At 61.1% G+C, this 16,725-nt stretch carries 18 protein-coding genes; 10 read left to right on the top strand and 8 right to left on the bottom strand.

Going from position 1 to position 16,725, the window contains the following annotated elements:
- The first annotated feature begins 2 nt into the window (after positions 1–2).
- From napG to BRD58_RS05985, 7 genes are all read left to right on the top strand, one after another.
- A complete protein-coding gene (gene napG / locus BRD58_RS05955; RefSeq protein WP_015461180.1) occupies positions 3–755 on the top strand; it encodes a ferredoxin-type protein NapG in 753 nt (250 codons plus the stop codon).
- The gene (gene napH, locus BRD58_RS05960; RefSeq protein ID WP_015461181.1) at positions 755–1,621 is read left to right on the top strand and encodes a quinol dehydrogenase ferredoxin subunit NapH; all 867 of its coding nucleotides are present in this window, start codon (positions 755–757) and stop codon (positions 1,619–1,621) included. Before napG ends, napH begins: the two co-directional genes overlap by 1 nt.
- Positions 1,618–2,070, top strand: coding sequence for a nitrate reductase cytochrome c-type subunit (gene napB / locus BRD58_RS05965; RefSeq protein ID WP_012847983.1), 453 nt, complete (start codon positions 1,618–1,620; stop codon positions 2,068–2,070). The genes napH and napB overlap by 4 nt, the downstream gene beginning before the upstream one ends.
- A gap of 12 nt (positions 2,071–2,082) precedes the next feature.
- A complete protein-coding gene (napC, locus tag BRD58_RS05970) occupies positions 2,083–2,700 on the top strand; it encodes a cytochrome c-type protein NapC (RefSeq protein ID WP_173790605.1) in 618 nt (205 codons plus the stop codon).
- Between the two features lie 118 nt (positions 2,701–2,818).
- A complete protein-coding gene (gene nudK, locus BRD58_RS05975; RefSeq protein ID WP_012847985.1) occupies positions 2,819–3,409 on the top strand; it encodes a GDP-mannose pyrophosphatase NudK in 591 nt (196 codons plus the stop codon).
- Positions 3,410–3,596: 187 nt separating this feature from the next.
- On the top strand, positions 3,597–5,876 hold the full coding sequence (maeB, locus tag BRD58_RS05980; protein WP_012847986.1) for an NADP-dependent oxaloacetate-decarboxylating malate dehydrogenase: 2,280 nt from the start codon (positions 3,597–3,599) through the stop codon (positions 5,874–5,876).
- Between the two features lie 119 nt (positions 5,877–5,995).
- A complete protein-coding gene (locus BRD58_RS05985) occupies positions 5,996–6,799 on the top strand; it encodes a ChaN family lipoprotein (protein ID WP_012847987.1) in 804 nt (267 codons plus the stop codon).
- Here BRD58_RS05985 and BRD58_RS05990 read toward each other — a convergent pair.
- The 3 genes from BRD58_RS05990 to amiA all read right to left on the bottom strand — a co-directional run bounded on the left by BRD58_RS05990 (position 6,785) and on the right by amiA (position 9,115).
- Positions 6,785–7,237 (bottom strand): YaiI/YqxD family protein, encoded by a 453-nt coding sequence (locus BRD58_RS05990; protein ID WP_012847988.1) that lies wholly within the window; start codon positions 7,235–7,237, stop codon positions 6,785–6,787. The two genes, BRD58_RS05985 and BRD58_RS05990, sit on opposite strands and share 15 nt — an antisense overlap.
- On the bottom strand, positions 7,234–8,154 hold the full coding sequence (hemF, locus tag BRD58_RS05995) for an oxygen-dependent coproporphyrinogen oxidase (protein WP_015461191.1): 921 nt from the start codon (positions 8,152–8,154) through the stop codon (positions 7,234–7,236). The genes BRD58_RS05990 and hemF overlap by 4 nt, the downstream gene beginning before the upstream one ends.
- Before the next feature lie 88 nt (positions 8,155–8,242).
- Positions 8,243–9,115, bottom strand: coding sequence for an N-acetylmuramoyl-L-alanine amidase AmiA (gene amiA, locus BRD58_RS06000; protein ID WP_012847990.1), 873 nt, complete (start codon positions 9,113–9,115; stop codon positions 8,243–8,245).
- A 337-nt stretch (positions 9,116–9,452) separates the two neighbouring features.
- Between amiA and BRD58_RS06005 the strand changes: the two genes are divergently transcribed.
- The 3 genes from BRD58_RS06005 to BRD58_RS06015 all read left to right on the top strand — a co-directional run bounded on the left by BRD58_RS06005 (position 9,453) and on the right by BRD58_RS06015 (position 11,698).
- Positions 9,453–9,878, top strand: coding sequence for a GNAT family acetyltransferase (locus BRD58_RS06005; protein WP_012847991.1), 426 nt, complete (start codon positions 9,453–9,455; stop codon positions 9,876–9,878).
- A gap of 192 nt (positions 9,879–10,070) precedes the next feature.
- Positions 10,071–10,652, top strand: coding sequence for an RpoE-regulated lipoprotein (locus tag BRD58_RS06010; protein ID WP_012847992.1), 582 nt, complete (start codon positions 10,071–10,073; stop codon positions 10,650–10,652).
- 146 nt (positions 10,653–10,798) lie between these two features.
- Positions 10,799–11,698 (top strand): Dyp-type peroxidase, encoded by a 900-nt coding sequence (locus BRD58_RS06015; protein ID WP_012847993.1) that lies wholly within the window; start codon positions 10,799–10,801, stop codon positions 11,696–11,698.
- A gap of 111 nt (positions 11,699–11,809) precedes the next feature.
- On the opposite strand, the gene crr is transcribed toward BRD58_RS06015, so the two are convergent.
- The 5 genes from crr to cysZ form a co-directional block, all read right to left on the bottom strand.
- Positions 11,810–12,319: a PTS glucose transporter subunit IIA gene (gene crr, locus BRD58_RS06020; protein ID WP_012847994.1), complete on the bottom strand. Its 510-nt coding sequence runs from the start codon at positions 12,317–12,319 to the stop codon at positions 11,810–11,812.
- A gap of 48 nt (positions 12,320–12,367) precedes the next feature.
- Positions 12,368–14,095 carry a phosphoenolpyruvate-protein phosphotransferase PtsI gene (gene ptsI / locus BRD58_RS06025; protein ID WP_012847995.1) on the bottom strand — a complete coding sequence of 576 codons (1,728 nt, stop codon included), beginning with the start codon at positions 14,093–14,095 and terminating at the stop codon, positions 12,368–12,370.
- Between the two features lie 53 nt (positions 14,096–14,148).
- Positions 14,149–14,406, bottom strand: a complete 258-nt coding sequence (gene ptsH, locus BRD58_RS06030) for a phosphocarrier protein Hpr (RefSeq protein WP_005283926.1) — start codon at positions 14,404–14,406, stop codon at positions 14,149–14,151.
- 383 nt (positions 14,407–14,789) lie between these two features.
- Positions 14,790–15,749, bottom strand: a complete 960-nt coding sequence (gene cysK, locus BRD58_RS06040) for a cysteine synthase A (protein WP_012847997.1) — start codon at positions 15,747–15,749, stop codon at positions 14,790–14,792.
- Positions 15,750–15,900: 151 nt separating this feature from the next.
- The gene (cysZ, locus tag BRD58_RS06045) at positions 15,901–16,680 is read right to left on the bottom strand and encodes a sulfate transporter CysZ (protein WP_012847998.1); all 780 of its coding nucleotides are present in this window, start codon (positions 16,678–16,680) and stop codon (positions 15,901–15,903) included.
- Positions 16,681–16,725: the final 45 nt, after the last annotated feature.

Genomic DNA, 16,725 nt, shown 5'->3' on the forward strand with positions numbered 1-16,725 from the left:
AGATGACGGAACAACGGGATAAGGGACCGGCACGGCGGCGCTTCTTGCGCGATGCCGTGCGCGGTGCGGGTGGGCTGGCGGCCGTGGCCCTGCTGCTGGGGCTACAGCAAAAGCAGTCCCAGGCGCGAGATGGGCTGGCGCTGCGCCCGCCCGGCGCGCTGGCCGATGGGCGCTTTGAGGCGGCCTGCATTCGCTGTGGGCAGTGCGTACAGGCCTGTCCATACGACACGCTGAAGCTGGCGACGCTGCTGTCGCCTTCGTCGGCGGGGACCCCCTATTTTATTGCCCGTCAGACGCCGTGCGAGATGTGCGACGACATCCCCTGCGTGGCGGCCTGTCCGAGCGGCGCGCTCGATCCGTCGCTGACTCACATCGATGACGCGCGGATGGGGCTGGCGGTACTGCTCGATCATGAAAACTGCCTTAACTGGCAGGGGCTACGCTGCGACGTGTGCTACCGCGTCTGCCCGGCGATCGACAGCGCCATCACCCTGGAGCTGCACCGCAACGAGCGCACCGGCAAACATGCCAAGTTCTTGCCCACCGTGCACAGCGACCACTGTACCGGCTGCGGCAAGTGTGAACAGGCCTGCGTGCTGGAGGAGGCGGCGATCAAAGTGCTGCCGCTGGCGCTGGCGCGCGGCGAGCTGGGGCATCACTACCGCCTTGGCTGGGTAGAGAAACAGAAGGCGGGTCATTCGCTGGTGCCCTCGGACACGCAGCTGCCGATCCGTCTGCCGCAGGGAGGTGAATGATGGCCAATCCGGTGGCCCAGGCGGGCAAAGAGGCGCGCGTGCGCCTTGGCTGGTGGCGCAGTCACCGCTGGCTGATGCTGCGGCGCGGCTGTCAGCTGGGCGTGCTACTGATGTTTCTCAGTGGGCCGCTGTTCGGGGTGTGGATACTGAAGGGCAACTACAGCGCCAGTCGCTTTCTGGATACGCTGCCGATGACCGATCCGCTGATGATGCTGGAGAGCCTGCTGGCTGGCCACTGGCCTGCGCTGACGGCGCTGCTGGGGGCGCTGCTGGTGCTGGGGCTGTATGGCCTGATCGCCAGTCGGGCGTTCTGCGGCTGGGTATGTCCGCTGAATCCGGTGACCGATCTGGCGGCCTGGCTGCGCCGTCGCCTGGGGATCCGTCAGTCGACCACGCTGTCGCGTTCGCTGCGCTACGGTATTTTGCTGGCGATCTTGGCCGGCAGCGCGGTGAGCGGAACGCTGCTGTGGGAGTGGCTTAACCCGGTGGCGCTGCTGGGACGTAGTCTGATCTTTGGCGCCGGCGGCGGTCTTTGGCTGATCCTGGCGATCTTTCTGTTCGATCTGCTGGTGACCGAACACGGCTGGTGCGGCCATCTCTGTCCGCTGGGGGCCCTGTATGGCGCCATCGGTAGCAAAAGCATCGTACGCGTCGGCGCGGTGCGGCGCGATCGCTGCACCCGCTGCATGGACTGTTTCCACGTCTGTCCTGAGCCTCAGGTACTGCGCGAACCGGTTCTCAATCACAATCACAGCCCGCTGGTACTGAGCAAGGCGTGCATCAGCTGCGGGCGCTGCATGGACGTATGTGCTGAGCAGGTATTTGAATTTAAGACACGATTTCATCGTTCGGGAGATAAACAATGAAGAGCAATGTCCTGAAGAAGCGGTTCTCCCTGGGGGCACTGTTATTATCATTGGCGTTGTGCGGCGCGGCCTCGGCCGCCGACGATGCCGTTAATCTGGCGCAGTCACCGGAGGTATCCGGTACGGCCGAAGGGCAAATCAGGATGCCAAAGCAGCAGGAGCGCATGGCGCTGAACTATGTTAACCAGCCGCCGATGATCCCGCACAGCGTGGATGGCTACCAGATCACCAAAAATACCAACCGCTGCCTGCAGTGCCACGGGGTAGAGAATTACCGCACCACCGGGGCGATGCGCGTCAGTCCGACCCACTTCATCGACGCCAGCGGCAAGATGCTGGGACAGGTAGCGCCCAACCGCTACTTCTGCCTGCAGTGCCACGTACCGCAGACCGATGCGCCGCCGATCGTCGGGAATACCTTTACCCCGTCCACCGGCTTTGGTCAGTAAAAGGGGCCTATGATGAGCGAGCAACATAACGCCCCGACGGGCAACAAGCTGGGCCTGCTGCGCCGGGCGTGGCAGTGGTGGCGCCGTCCCAGCCGTCTGGCGATCGGCACGCTGCTGCTGCTGGGATTCGTCGCCGGGATCCTGTTCTGGAGCGGTTTCAACACCGGCCTGGAAAAGGCCAACACCGAGCAGTTTTGCCTTAGCTGCCACGAGATGCGCGATACCGTCTACCAGGAGTACATGGATACCGTGCACTACTCGAACCGCAGCGGCGTACGCGCCACCTGCCCGGACTGCCACGTGCCCCATGAGTTTGTGCCGAAGATGATCCGCAAGATCAAGGCCAGCAAGGAGCTGTATGGCAAGGTGTTCGGGGTTATCGATACGCCGCAGAAGTTCGAGGCGCACCGACTGCAGATGGCCGAAAACGAATGGGCGCGGATGAAGGCCAATAACTCCCAGGAGTGCCGTAACTGTCATAACTTTGACAATATGGATTTTAGCCAGCAGAAGAGCGTGGCGGCGAAGATGCACGATCAGGCGATCCGCGATAACAAAACCTGTATCGACTGTCATAAAGGCATTGCCCATAAGCTGCCGGAGATGAAAGGGATTCCTACCGGTTATTAATCTGATACACCGTTCCCGTGCCAGTTCCACTTGCAAGCCCCGCCGATGCGGGGCTTTTTCTTTTTGCCTTTTACATTAGGTTAGCGTCAGATAGGGTAGAAATTTGACTGAGGAACGTATGGTGAAAATCCAATTTATCCGTGAGCGGGTGCTGTCGGACGCTTGGCGACCGCTGCGTGAGTATGAGTATGACCTGCCGCGCCGGGAGGGCGGGGTGGTGCGTCAGCGGCGTGAGGTCTATCTGCGCGGCAACGGCGCCACCGTGCTGCTGTATAACCTGTCGCGCCGCTGCGTACTGCTGATCCGCCAGTTTCGCCTGCCGACCTATCTCAACGGTAACCCGGACGGTATGCTGATCGAGAGCTGCGCCGGTCTGCTGGACAGCGATGAGCCAGAGGCCTGCGTACGCCGGGAGGCGATGGAGGAGACCGGCTATGCCATCGGCGAGGCTAGGCGCCTGTTTTCCGCCTATATGTCGCCGGGCGGGGTGACCGAGATAGTGCATTTCTTTGCGGCGGAGTACCGCGAAAGCCTGCGCTGCGGTCGCGGCGGCGGCATTGAGGACGAGGATATCGAACTGCTGGAGATCCCGTTTGACGACGCCTGGCAGATGGTCTGCGATGGGCGGATCTGCGACGGTAAGACCATCATGCTGCTGCAGCACGCCCGCCTGAGCAATTGGTTCTGCGCCGGGGCCAAGGGCGAATAAATGCGCATCTGAGCGGCGGCCCACGTTTTCTTTTCGGCTTTATGTCCTGCTTCATAGTTTCGGTGCGCTATGGCACTATACTCGTGATTTCACAAATCATTTACAGAGTGATAAAGAGTCTGGCCCGGCGGCGTCGGGGACGATGGCGGCCGCGGCGCTAGGGGAATTCGCGAAAAGGAAACCAACGATGGATGAAAAATTAAAACAAAGTGCGCTTGAGTTTCATCAGTATCCCGTTGCGGGGAAAATCCAGGTTGTTCCCACCAAGCCGCTGGCGACCCAGCGCGATTTGGCGCTGGCCTATTCACCGGGCGTTGCCGCGCCCTGTCTGGAGATCGCCGACGATCCGTTAGCGGCCTATAAGTATACCGCGCGCGGAAATCTGGTGGGGGTCATCTCTAACGGTACCGCCGTGCTGGGGCTCGGCAACATCGGCGCCCTGGCCGGGAAGCCGGTGATGGAAGGTAAAGGGGTGCTGTTCAAGAAGTTCGCCGGTATCGACGTGTTTGATATTGAGGTGGATGAACACGATCCTGACAAGCTGATCGAGGTGATCGCCGCGCTGGAGCCCACCTTTGGCGGCATCAACCTTGAAGACATCAAGGCGCCGGAGTGTTTCTATATTGAAAAGAAACTGCGCGAGCGGATGAAAATCCCGGTGTTCCACGACGACCAGCACGGCACGGCGATCATCTGCACCGCCGCCGTACTCAACGGCCTGCGGGTGGTCGACAAACCGATCGACCGGGTGCGGCTGGTGGTCTCCGGCGCCGGCGCATCGGCGATCGCCTGTCTGAACCTGCTGGTGGCGCTGGGGCTGAAGCGTGAAAATATCACCGCCTGCGACTCCAAAGGGGTGATTTACCGCGGGCGTGACGCGCACCTGGTCGAGAGCAAGGCGGCCTATGCCATCGATGACAATGGCTGGCGTACGCTGGCGGATGCGATCCCCGGCGCGGATATTTTCCTGGGCTGCTCCGGCCCCGGGGTACTGACGCAGGAGATGGTGAAAACCATGGCGCCGTCGCCGCTGATCCTGGCGCTGGCTAACCCGGAGCCGGAGATCCTGCCACCGCTGGCCAAGGCGGTTCGCCCCGATGCGATAATCTGTACCGGCCGCTCCGACTTCCCTAACCAGGTGAACAACGTGCTGTGCTTCCCGTTCATCTTCCGCGGTGCGCTGGACGTCGGGGCGACCACCATCAATGAAGAGATGAAGCTGGCGGCGGTGCGCGCCATTGCCGATCTGGCACTGGCGGAGCAGAGCGAGGTGGTCGCCTCTGCCTACGGCGATCAGTCGCTCTCCTTCGGCCCGGAGTACATTATTCCCAAACCCTTCGATCCGCGGCTGATCGTGAAGATTGCGCCGGCGGTGGCGCAGGCGGCGATGGACTCCGGGGTGGCGACGCGTCCTATCGATGATATGGATGGCTATATCGAGCACCTGACCGAGTTTGTCTACAAGACCACCCTGTTTATGAAGCCGGTATTTTCCCAGGCGCGTCAGGATCCCAAGCGGGTCGTGTTGGCCGAGGGTGAGTCGGAGCGCGTGCTGCACGCCACCCAGGAGATGGTGACGCTGGGGCTGGCCAAGCCGATCCTGATCGGGCGCCCGCAGGTCATCGCTCACCGGTTAGAGAAGCTCGGGCTGCACATCGAGATCGGCCGCGATGTCGAGGTGGTCAATAACGAATCCGATCCGCGCTATAACGACTATTGGCAAACCTATTACGGCATCATGAAGCGGCGCGGGATCTCGCAGGCGCAGGCGCGCCGGGCGCTGATCGCCGATCCGACGGTGATCGCGGCGATCATGGTCAAGCGCGGCGAGGCCGACGCGATGATCTGCGGTACCGAGGGCAACTACCAAGATCACTATCGCGTGGTGCGTGAGGTGTTCGGCTACCGCGACGGATGCCATACGGCCGCCGCGATGAATGCCCTGCTGCTGCCGAGCGGCAACACCTTTATCGCCGATACCTATGTTAATGAGGACCCGAGCGCCGAGCAGCTGGCGGAGATTGTGCTGATGTCCGCCGACGCGGTGCGTCGCTTCGGTATCGAGCCGAAGGTTGCGCTGCTCTCCCACTCCAACTTTGGCACGGCCGACTGCCCGTCATCGCGCAAAATGCGCCGGGTACTGGAGCTGGTGCAGCAGGCGGCGCCGGGGTTGGAGATCGACGGTGAGATGCACGGCGACGCGGCGCTGGTGGAGAGCATTCGTCTGGGGCAGATGCCGGATAGCCCGCTGAAAGGGGCGGCGAATATCCTGATCATGCCCAATATGGAGGCCGCGCGCATCAGCTATAACCTGCTGCGGGTCTCCTCATCCGAGGGGGTTACCGTCGGGCCGGTGCTGATGGGGATCAGTAAGCCAGTGCATATCCTGACGCCGATCGCCTCCGTACGCCGCATCGTCAATATGGTGGCGCTGTCGGTGGTGGAGGCGCAGAGCAGGGCGCTGTAGCGCTGTGATAATGCCGCCTGCGGGCGGCATTTTTGTCTCGATTGAACCCCTGGCGCTGCCGGGGGCGATGTATGCTCTGCACCCCCGTACGCGGGTGACGCGGTGGCGAGGGAGGATCGATGCGAACGATGCTGTTGACCCTGGCGCTGCTGGCGCTGAGCGGATGCCAAACGCCGGCGCCGGTGGCAGAGCGGATTGTGTCACTGGTGGATGGCCAGACGCTGACGCCGACGCAGCTGGCCCAGCGTTTGGCGGCATCGCCGCGGGTCATCGTTGGCGAACGGCACGATAACCCGCGTCATCAGCAGATCGCCCACTGGCTACTGCTGCAGATGTCGGCCCTGCGGCCGCAGGGCAGCGTGCTGTTGGAGATGCTAACGCCGGATCAGCAGGCCGGCGTGGCGGCGGCGCGCCAGCCATCGCTGTCGGATGCGCAGGTGGTGGCCCGGCTGCAGTGGTCGTCGGGCTGGCCGTGGGCGCAGTATGGTCCGCTGGTTCGCAGCGCCCTGCAGGGTGGCTATCCGCTGCTGGCGGCGAACCTGGGGAGCGAGGCGCTGGCGGAGATCCGCCGTCGGCCACGGTTGCCGCCGGGGGCGCTCAGTACCCAGGATGCCGTGCAGATTGAGATTAGCGCCGCGCTGCGCGGTGCCCATGAGACGCTGGATAGCACCCAGCTAACGCAGCGTCTGGCGGTGCAGCAGTGGCGCGATCGGCGTATGGCGCAGGCGCTGTTGGCGGCGCCGCTGCCGGCGCTGTTTATCACCGGCGCCTTTCACGCGCGGCGCGATCTCGGCGTGCCGCTGCATATTGAGGATGAGGAGCCGCTGACGGAGGTCAGCGTGCTGATCTTGGCACCGCCCGGCGCCCGGGTCGGAGAGGCGCAGGCGGACTATGTCTGGTATACCGCGTCAGCGCGCCTGTAGCCACAGCTGTAGCTGATTGGCGAACAGCTGGCGCTCGCGGGGTCCCAGCGGTGCTGGACCGCCGCTCTGGATGCCGCTGGCGCGCAGGGTCTCCATAAAGTCTCGCATGGTTAGGCGGGACTTGATGGTCGCTGAATCGTAGCGTTCGCCGCGCGGGTTGAGGGCGCAGCCGCCGCGCTCCAGTACGGCGGCGGCCAGGGGAATATCGGCGGTGACCACCAGATCGCCGGGGGCAACCCGGCGAACGATTTCGTTGTCGGCGGCGTCCGGCGTTGCCGCGACGCACAGCATCCGAGCCCGGCTACCGGCGGGCAGACGCTGCGGGCGGTTGGCGACCAGGGTAATCTCCAGGGCGTTACGTTCAGCCGCGCGCAGCAGCACCTCTTTAATCACGTTCGGGCAGGCGTCGGCATCGATCCAAATTTGTCGTGTTGTCATATCGGCTCATTGGCCAGCCAATCGCGCGGGGTAAGAAAGTCGCGCGTCAGGCACGCTTCCGGCGAGTCGGGCGGCGGTTGATAGTCATATTCCCAGCGGACCAGCGGCGGCATCGACATCAGAATCGATTCGCTGCGCCCGCCGCTTTGCAGACCGAATAGGGTACCGCGATCCCACACCAGATTAAACTCCACATAGCGCCCGCGGCGGTAAAGTTGAAACTGCCGCTCCCGCTCGCCCCACGACAGATGGCGGCGTCGCTCGGCGAGGGGGAGGTAGGCGGGCGCAAAGCCTTCACCGACGGCGCGGGTAAAGGCGAACGCCTGGTCAAAGTCAGGGGCGTTGAGATCGTCGAAGAACAGCCCCCCGACGCCGCGGGCTTCCTGGCGGTGCGGCAGGTAGAAATAGCGATCGCACCACGCCTTATAGCGCGGGTAGAGCTGTTCACCGAAGGGGCGGCACAGATCGCGGGCGCTGCGGTGCCACTGTATGACGTCGTCGTAGAAGGGGTAAAACGGCGTCAGGTCAAATCCGCCGCCGAACCACCACAGCGGCGCCGCGCCCGGGCGCTCGGCGATGAAAAAGCGCACGTTGGCGTGGGCCGTGGGAACATAGGGGCTGTGCGGGTGTAGCACCAGGGAGACGCCCATCGCCTGGAAGGGGCAGCCCGCCAGCTCTGGACGCTTGGCCGTGGCGGCGGCGGGCAGGCTGTCGCCATGGATATGGGAGAAGTTAACGCCGGCCTGTTCAAACAGCGCCCCCTGACGCAGCACGCGGGTGCGCCCTGCGCCACCCTGGGGCCGCTGCCAGCGATCTTCGCTGAATGCGGCGCCGCCGTCGGCGTCGGCGAGCGCCTGACACAAGTTGTCCTGTAGCCGCAGTAGAAAGCGCCGAACCGGCTCACTGTCTGGGATCATGGTACCGCCCTCGGTTAAGTCAACGCTGCGCAGTATAACCGATGGCGCCCCGCGCCGGCGCGCCGGGGGCATCGGTTGTCCGTCCGCGTTATGACGGTCTGCGCCGCTGATGGGCCTCAAAGTCGTGCAGGTAGTGCACGATGCCGCCGGCGATCGCTTCGGCGATGGTGGTACGAAACGCGGGGGAGGTCAGCAGGCGCTCCTCATCATGGTTGGTAATGAAGGCGGTTTCGACCAGTACGGAGGGAATGGCGGGGGACTTGAGCACGGCAAAGGCCGCCTGCTCCGTATGTTGGCAGTGCAGGCGGTGCACCGGGCGGATCTGGCTCAGCAGGTGGCGCCCCAGGATCAGGCTGTTTTTAATGGTGTCGGTCTGTACCAGATCGAACAGCACCTGCTGCAGGTAGTTGTTGTCTTCCGAGGCGTAGCGTCCGCCGGCCACCTTATCGGCGTCGTTCTCCCGCTGGGAGAGGTATCTGGCCATGGCGCTGCTGGCGCCGCGGTTGGACAGGGCAAAGACCGAGGCGCCGGAGGCCTCTGGGCTGGTGAACCCGTCGGCGTGGATGGAGACAAACAGATCGGCCTGGTGCTGCGCGGCGATCTCTACCCGCTTATACAGGGGGATAAAGTAGTCATCTTCACGGGTCAGTTTAACCACCAGATTGCGCTGACGGCGCAGCAGATCGCGCACTCGGTGAGCGATATCCAGCACGACGTGTTTCTCTTTCGATCCCCGGTGTCCGACGGCGCCGGGATCGATGCCGCCGTGCCCCGGATCGAGCATTACCAGGCGCGGCGCATCCGCCGGCTTACGCCGGGCGCCCGGGTGGTCGGGCGTTTGCGCCGCCTGGACGGCGGAGGGCAGCAGACCGGCTCCCAGCAGCATGGCCAGCCCGGAGCACAGAAAGCGGCGGCGAGAGGACGGATGGGGAAGTGGGCGAAAATCGGAAAATTTCTTCATGGTGCAATCTATTCCGTCAGACAGTAACGCAAGCAATACCGAGGGTCTTTTCCATGGGGCCGCGCGCGCTGACGCCGCGTCCGCTAATGGGATGTCCCCTCATCCTAACGCGATGAAAATACATGGATCGAGCGGATAACTATGTCTATTTGTTGCCTAAAACGGCGTCGGGACGCCGGCGGCGGCGAATAATGGGCAATTTGCCCCCGCTGGTCGCGATATTTCCATTGCGAATCTGGGGATTGCAGCGATAATTAGGCTGCGTCCGGTCCTTGCTGTACCGGTAGGGTCCGAGGCCGACGCCCGGGCATTATTATAATCTATTACGGTCGATATCATGGAAATTCGCGTTTTTAATCAATCCGACTTTGATGAGGTGATTACGCTGTGGGAGCGCTGCGATCTGCTGCATCCCTGGAACGATCCTGAAACGGATATTGAGCGCAAGATGAATCACGATGCCGATCTGTTTCTGGTCGCGCAGGTGGGCGGCGAGATCGTCGGCACCCTGATGGGCGGCTATGACGGTCATCGCGGATCGGCTTACTATCTGTGCGTGCACCCGGACTTTCGCGGCCGCGGCATCGCCAATGCGTTGGCCAGCCGTTTGGAGAAAAAGCTGCTGGCGCGCGGCTGTCCGCAGGTGCGGATCATGATCGACGCGGATAACGACGCGGCGATCAGCATGTATGAGAAGCTGGAGTATGAGACGCAGGACGTGCTGTGTCTGGGTAAGCGCCTGATCATCGATCAGGAGTATTAACGGCGCATTTTGCGCCCCCCATGCGCCGCCGCCGCCCGTTTGGCGCGGTGGCCTGCGCTCTGTTTTGCCCACGCTGGCGGCGCGCTGCCGCGGCGTTTTTCCCGCCATCGCGGCAACTTTTTACCGTTTCACCACTCCAATCACCAGGTATTCTGTCATACGGCAATGGCCGTACTCGCAAGGAGTTAACCGATGGGTTTTCGTTTCTGGATCGTCGTGGCGCCGCTGATGCTGAGCGGCTGCTCGACGCTGAGTTCATTTTCCTGGTCTACGCTGTCGCCCTTTCACTGGTTTTCATCGGGTCTGCATATCGATAACGACGGCGTTGGCGGGGTGTCGGCCAGTACGCCGATGCAGCAAGAGGCCGTCAGCCAGGGGTTGGACGGGGCGTACACGCTACGCAGCGGAATGGGGATCGATAACGGGCAGGTAACGCGCTTTTTCCAGGCCATGGCGCAGGATAAGGTGGCGATGACGATCGCCGGTGACGCGACGGTGACGCGTATTACGGTGGACAGTGCGGATCTCGCCACCGCCTGGGGGGCGCGGGTCGGGACGCCCTTTGCCGCGCTGTATGCGCGGGCCTATGACGGCGAGTGTCGGCGGGTGGCGGCGGCGGAAGCGACGTCGGTGATCTGCCGCGCGCCGCAGAGCGCACGGGTCAGCTACCTGTTCCACGGGCAGTGGGGCGGCCCGGCGGGGCTGATGCCGCCGGATGACGTGCTGAAATCATGGACGGTGAGCCAGATTGTCTGGCAGGCGGATGCGCAGTAACACGCTCTATTGTTTGTTTTACAGCAAAGGAATGCATAAGGTATGGCGTAATATATGCATGGTCTGGCGTAGCCGGGCCACTGTTTCCCGGTGGCGGCGTAGCAGAAAACACCGATTATTTAGACTGTACAGTAATGGAGAGCTTCATGTCTCAGCCTCAGAGCGGCATTCTGCCGGAGCACTGCCGCTTCGGTATTTTTATCGAAGCCATGGCGCAAGGCGATCTGGATGGATTGCGTCAGGGATGTAAAACGTTTATTACCCAGCTGCAGGCGCTGCAACAGCGTTATCCCGATGCGCATCTGGGGGCGGTAGTGGCCTTTGGCCATGCGCTGTGGCGTGAAATGACGGCCAATGAGGAGGAGGGGGCTGCGCTGAAACCCTTCGAGCCGCTGGGTAAGGGGCTGGCGCCGGCGACGCAGCGCGATCTGCTGATCCACATCCAGTCGCTGCGTCATGACGTTAACTTTTCGCTGGCGCAGGCAGCGCTGGCCGCCTTTGGCGATGCCATTGAGGTCGAGGAAGAGATCCATGGTTTCCGCTGGGTCGATGAGCGCGATCTGAGCGGCTTTATCGATGGCACCGAGAACCCGGCCGGCGATGCCCGCCCGGCCGTCGGCGTGATTGCCGACGGCGTAGACGCCGGCGGCAGCTATGTGCTGGTGCAGCGCTGGGAGCATAACCTGCGTCAGTGGTCTCGTTTCAGCGTCGATCAGCAACAGCAGATTATCGGGCGTACTAAGCAGGAGAGCGAAGAGCTGGACCCCAGCGAGCGCCCAGATACCTCACACGTGAGCCGCGTCGATCTGAAAGAGAATGGCAAAGGGCTGAAGATCATCCGTCAGAGCCTGCCCTACGGTACCGCCAGCGGGAAGCATGGCCTGATGTTTATCGCCTACTGCGCACAGCTGCACAATATTGAAAAGCAGCTGCTGAGCATGTTCGGCGAGCTGGACGGCAAACACGATCAGCTGCTGCGTTTCAGCAAGCCGGTCAGCGGAAGCTATTACTTCGCGCCGTCCGCGACGCGTTTGCTGACGCTGTGATAGCCGCGGGCCGTCGGCCCGCTCTGGCGTTGCGCGGCGCGTGCGCCGCGCGCGGTGGGGATAAAAAAAAACGGCGCCGTGGGCGCCGTTTCTGTTTGCAGCTCAGTGCGATTACTTCTTGATGCGGATCACCGGCGTTTCGCCGACGACAACGTCGCCGGACAGCTTGATCAGCTCCTTGATCTCATCCATGTTGGAGATGACGACCGGCGTCAGGGTAGACTTGGCCTTCTCTTCCAGCAGCGGCAGATCGAACTCGATGACCACGTCGCCCTTCTTCACGCGCTGACCTTCTTCGGCGATGCGCTTGAAGCCTTCGCCTTTCAGTTCAACGGTATCGATGCCGAAGTGTACAAACAGCTCTACGCCGCTGTCGGACTCGATAGAGAAAGCATGGTTAGTTTCAAAGATTTTACCGATGGTGCCATCAACCGGGGCGACCATTTTGTCACCGGTCGGTTTGATTGCGATGCCGTCACCGACGATCTTTTCAGCAAAGACGACGTCAGGCACATCTTCAATATTGACGATCTCACCGGACAGGGGCGCAAAAATCTCAATGCTGCCCGTTTCTTTCTTGTCGTCTGAAACCAGCGATTTCAGTTTATCGAACAAACCCATGATCTTCTCCTAAGCAAGTAATATTGGGCGGCGTTCCAGCTTTCGCCATCAGCAAAGGGTCTTTTCTTCGATAAACGTATTGATCACGCTCATCAAATCGTCAGCCGTCGGCTGACGCAGCGCCTCTTCTGCCAATGCCTTCACATCTTCAAAGTTCGCATTGCGAATGATTTTTTTGATGCGCGGAATTGAGATTGAACTCATGCTGAACTCATCAAGCCCCATGCCCAACAGAAGCAGTGTAGCACGCTCATCGCCAGCCAGTTCACCGCACATGCCGGTCCACTTGCCGTGCGCGTGAGATGCATCGATCACCTGTTTAATCAGGGTCAACACTGACGGCGCCATCGGGTTATAGAGATGAGATATCAGCTCATTGCCACGATCTACTGCTAGAGTATACTGGGTTAAGTCATTTGTCCCAATACTAAAGAAGTCAACTTCCTTCGCCAGATGATGGGCGACGGTGGCGGCGGCCGGTGTTTCGACCATCACGCCGACTTCGATGGTTTCATCGAAGACTTTACCCTCTTCGCGCAGCTGCGCTTTCAGCAGCTCCAGCTCCGCCTTCAGCATGCGTACTTCTTCGACCGAGATGATCATCGGGAACATGATACGCAGCTTGCCAAAGGCCGAGGCGCGCAGGATGGCACGCAGCTGGGCATGCAGGATCTCTTTGCGATCCAGACAGATACGAATTGCACGCCAGCCCAGGAACGGGTTTTCTTCTTTCGGCAGGTCCATGTAGGGCAGATCTTTGTCCCCGCCGATGTCCATGGTACGGACGATCACCGCCTGCGAGCCCATGGCTTCGGCAACGGCCTTATACGCCTGGAACTGCTCTTCTTCCGTCGGCAGCGCGTCGCGGTCCATGAACAGGAATTCGGTACGGTACAGGCCAACGCCCTCTGCGCCGTTGCGTTCGGCGCCGGCGACGTCGCGCACGGTACCGATGTTGGCGCAGACTTCAACCTGATGACCATCCAGCGTGATCGCCGGCAGATCCTTCAGCTTGGCCAGTTCGTTTTTCTCATTGATGTACTGGGTCTGGACGGCTTTCAGCGCGTCGATCGTCTCGGCGGTCGGGTTCAGGTAGACCTTGTTGTTGACCGCGTCCAGAATCAGATAGTCGCCGTTTTTCACCTGCTGAGTCACATCGCTGGTGCCGACGATCGCCGGCAGCTCCAGGGAGCGGGCCATGATGGAGGTGTGGGAGGTACGGCCACCCAGATCGGTAATGAAGCCCAGCACCTTGTCCAGGTTCAGCTGCGCAGTTTCAGACGGCGTCAGGTCGGTCGCGACCAGAATGACTTCGTCCTGAATCGCGCCCAGATCGATGATGGTCATGCCGAGAATGTTCTTCAGCAGACGCTTACCGATGTCGCGTACGTCGGCCGCACGCTCTTTCAGGTATTCATCGTCCAGCTCTTCCAGGGCGGTGGCCTGGCCTTCGATAATTTCACGGGCCGCCGCTTCGGCGCTCATGGCGTTATCTTTAATCAGGGCTATGATTTCCTGCTCAAGCTCTTCATCTTCCAGCAACATGATGTGCCCTTCGAAGATCGCCGCTTTCTCTTCCCCGAGGGTTTCGCTGGCTTTCTGACGAATGGCTTCCAGTTGTTGGGCGGCTTTGTCGCGGCCGTCCTTGAAGCGGGCAATCTCCTGCTCGACTTCGTCGGCAGTGATTTTCTTACGGCTGATGACAATCTCGTCTTCTTTCAGAAGAAGCGCCTTACCAAAAGCGATGCCCGGTGATACTAAGATACCTGAAATCATAACCCTACCTTTGACGTTAGACTGGTTTTACCTGGAATGCTGAGCCGTCAGACTTACTCAAGCTCGGCCATCAGTTTTACCAGATGCTCAACGGCGTTCTGCTCGTCTTCACCCTCTGCAGAGATGGTGACGACGGTACCCTGGGTCAGACCCAGCGTCTGCAGTTTGAACAGGCTTTTGGCGCTGGCGCTTTTACCGTTGGAGGTGACGGTGATGTCAGAAGCGAATGCTTTGGCTTCCTTCACAAACTGAGCGGCAGGGCGGGTATGCAGACCATTCGGAGCGGTGATAGTTACTTCTTGCTGGAACATAGGTTTCCCCAACTATTTTATGTTGAATGTTGTGGAGCTAAAGTCTAGCGCAATCGCTTGGCTTTAGCCTGCCTTTAGGTGCGTATCCGGTACGCTGGCGCCGTGGGTCTCCCCGCGGACGGGATAAAGGGGCTCTCCCTCTCCTGACCGGCTGACGGTGCTCAGCTTACCCCGGTTAAGGCCGCCGTCTGTATCGTTAAATCGATTCAGCGGCTTTTTCATACAAAGCGCGAATAATTTTGCGCTTCAAAATAATGGTCTGGTTAAATACTAGACCCCGGCGATAAAAGCAAGGAGAGGGGGTGGTAAAATTTGAACTGCTCCACAAAAAAAGCACCCAAACGGGTGCTCCTTTGAACAATTCATGCCATCGCATTCGCCGCTCATTCCGGCTCGGGAAACAGGCCGGCAAACAGGGCGGTGCTCAGATAACGTTCGCCCGAGGAGGGCAGGATCACCACGATGGTTTTCTCCTGGAACGCCGGCATATTGGCCAGCCGTTCGGCTGCGGCGACGGCGGCGCCGGAGGAGATTCCGGCGAGGATACCCTCTTCACGCATCAGGCGGCGCGCCATGGCGATGGCCTCATCGTTGCCGATGCGCTCTACGCGATCGACCAGCGCTAAATCGAGGTTATCGGGAATAAAACCGGCGCCGATGCCTTGGATTTTGTGCGGTCCGGGGACAATGGGTTCCCCGGCGATCGCCTGGCTGATCACCGGAGAGTCGTCCGGCTCGACAGCCACAATGCTGACATTTTTAGCGCGATCCTGCTTCAGATAGCGGGCGGTGCCGGTCAGGGTGCCACCGGTGCCGACGCCGGCGATGAAGACATCAACCTGGCCATCGGTATCCTGCCAGATTTCCGGCCCGGTGGTCTGGCGGTGGATCTCGGGGTTGGCCGGATTGCTGAACTGCTGCAGCATGACATAGCGCGCCGGATCGCTGGCGACAATCGATTCGGCTTTGCTGATAGCCCCTTTCATTCCCAGGGCGCCGTCGGTCAGAATCAGCTCGGCTCCCAGCCCCTTAAGCAGCTTACGTCGCTCCAGGCTCATGGTTTCGGGCATGGTCAGGGTCAGCTTGTAGCCGCGGGCCGCGGCGACAAAGGCGAGAGCGATGCCGGTGTTGCCGCTGGTCGGCTCAACCAGCTCGACGCCGGGCTTCAGAATACCGCGCTTTTCGGCGTCCCAGATCATGTTGGCGCCGATGCGATCTTTAACGCTGAAGCTGGGATTGCGCGACTCCACTTTGGCCAGGATACGCCCGTTGCCGATATGATTGAGACGTACCAGCGGGGTATGTCCGATGGTATGGGAGTTATCTTGATAGATTTTGCTCATGGCCGCTCCTCTGCAGTCGTCTTTATCCGTCATACTGCTAGCAGCATACGCAATAACCCGTTAATAGGAAGTAAATAAAGATTATATCGTTATGAGGGATCACGATAACGATGCGGGCGGCGCACCCGCAGGGGCGTGCGCCGCGGCAGGATTAGCGATGGAGGGCCAGCTCGGCGCGATAGCGATCGACCCACATGGCCGTGGCGCCGCAGATGGCGACCGGCATGATCACCAGATTGACGAAGGGGATCATGGTAAACAGGCTGACCAGCGCCCCAAACTGCAGGTTGTCGACCTTGTCAGCGCGCAGGGCATCGCGCATGCGCGGGAAGCTGACCTTATGGTTGTCGAAGGGATAATCGCAGTATTGCACCGCCATCATCCAGGCGCTGAACAGAAACCACAGCACGGGGGCCAGGGTCTGGCCGACGCCGGGGATCAGGTACAGCAGCAGCAGCACCAAGGCGCGGGGTAGGTAATAGGCCAGCTTAATCCATTCACGCTTCAGGATGCGCGGCAGATCTTTCATTACGCTCCACAGCCCGCTGTCCGGCAGCGGCTTGCCGGTCAGCTGCCCTTCAAGCTGCTCCGCCAGCAGGCCGTTAAAGGGGGCGGCGACCCAGTTGGCCAGGGTGCTGAAGAAATAGCTGAACACCAGCAAAACCGAGATGACGACCAGGGGCCACAGCAGGTAGCTCAGCCACTGCAGCCAGTCGGGGACATAGCTCATCAGCGCCGGAATCCAGCGTCCGAGACGATCAAAGAGCCACCAAAACGCCAGTCCCATCAGGATGATGTTGACCAGCAGCGGCATCAGCACGTAGCGCTTGATACCGGGCAGGCGGATCAGGCGCCAGCCCTGGGCAAAGTAGTATACGCCGTTGGCGTGGGTCGGCGACGGTGCGCCGCCGGCCGGGGATATCGTGTTCATTTAACTCCGTCTTATGCCGTTACCGTGGTTGCTCGGGCCGCGCCG

This window comes from Edwardsiella piscicida (assembly GCF_001896205.1).
Classification (GTDB): Bacteria; Pseudomonadota; Gammaproteobacteria; order Enterobacterales; family Enterobacteriaceae; genus Edwardsiella; species Edwardsiella piscicida.

Bases quoted from the DNA above. Each gene is read 5' to 3' on its own strand.
- napG (WP_015461180.1), top strand. From the start codon at position 3: ATGACGGAACAACGGGATAAGGGACCGGCACGGCGGCGCTTCTTGCGC.
- napH (WP_015461181.1), top strand. From the start codon at position 755: ATGGCCAATCCGGTGGCCCAGGCGGGCAAAGAGGCGCGCGTGCGCCTT.
- napB (WP_012847983.1), top strand. From the start codon at position 1,618: ATGAAGAGCAATGTCCTGAAGAAGCGGTTCTCCCTGGGGGCACTGTTA.
- napC (WP_173790605.1), top strand. From the start codon at position 2,083: ATGAGCGAGCAACATAACGCCCCGACGGGCAACAAGCTGGGCCTGCTG.
- nudK (WP_012847985.1), top strand. From the start codon at position 2,819: ATGGTGAAAATCCAATTTATCCGTGAGCGGGTGCTGTCGGACGCTTGG.
- maeB (WP_012847986.1), top strand. From the start codon at position 3,597: ATGGATGAAAAATTAAAACAAAGTGCGCTTGAGTTTCATCAGTATCCC.
- BRD58_RS05985 (WP_012847987.1), top strand. From the start codon at position 5,996: ATGCGAACGATGCTGTTGACCCTGGCGCTGCTGGCGCTGAGCGGATGC.
- BRD58_RS05990 (WP_012847988.1), bottom strand. From the start codon at position 7,237: ATGACAACACGACAAATTTGGATCGATGCCGACGCCTGCCCGAACGTG.
- hemF (WP_015461191.1), bottom strand. From the start codon at position 8,154: ATGATCCCAGACAGTGAGCCGGTTCGGCGCTTTCTACTGCGGCTACAG.
- amiA (WP_012847990.1), bottom strand. From the start codon at position 9,115: ATGAAGAAATTTTCCGATTTTCGCCCACTTCCCCATCCGTCCTCTCGC.
- BRD58_RS06005 (WP_012847991.1), top strand. From the start codon at position 9,453: ATGGAAATTCGCGTTTTTAATCAATCCGACTTTGATGAGGTGATTACG.
- BRD58_RS06010 (WP_012847992.1), top strand. From the start codon at position 10,071: ATGGGTTTTCGTTTCTGGATCGTCGTGGCGCCGCTGATGCTGAGCGGC.
- BRD58_RS06015 (WP_012847993.1), top strand. From the start codon at position 10,799: ATGTCTCAGCCTCAGAGCGGCATTCTGCCGGAGCACTGCCGCTTCGGT.
- crr (WP_012847994.1), bottom strand. From the start codon at position 12,319: ATGGGTTTGTTCGATAAACTGAAATCGCTGGTTTCAGACGACAAGAAA.
- ptsI (WP_012847995.1), bottom strand. From the start codon at position 14,095: ATGATTTCAGGTATCTTAGTATCACCGGGCATCGCTTTTGGTAAGGCG.
- ptsH (WP_005283926.1), bottom strand. From the start codon at position 14,406: ATGTTCCAGCAAGAAGTAACTATCACCGCTCCGAATGGTCTGCATACC.
- cysK (WP_012847997.1), bottom strand. From the start codon at position 15,749: ATGAGCAAAATCTATCAAGATAACTCCCATACCATCGGACATACCCCG.
- cysZ (WP_012847998.1), bottom strand. From the start codon at position 16,680: ATGAACACGATATCCCCGGCCGGCGGCGCACCGTCGCCGACCCACGCC.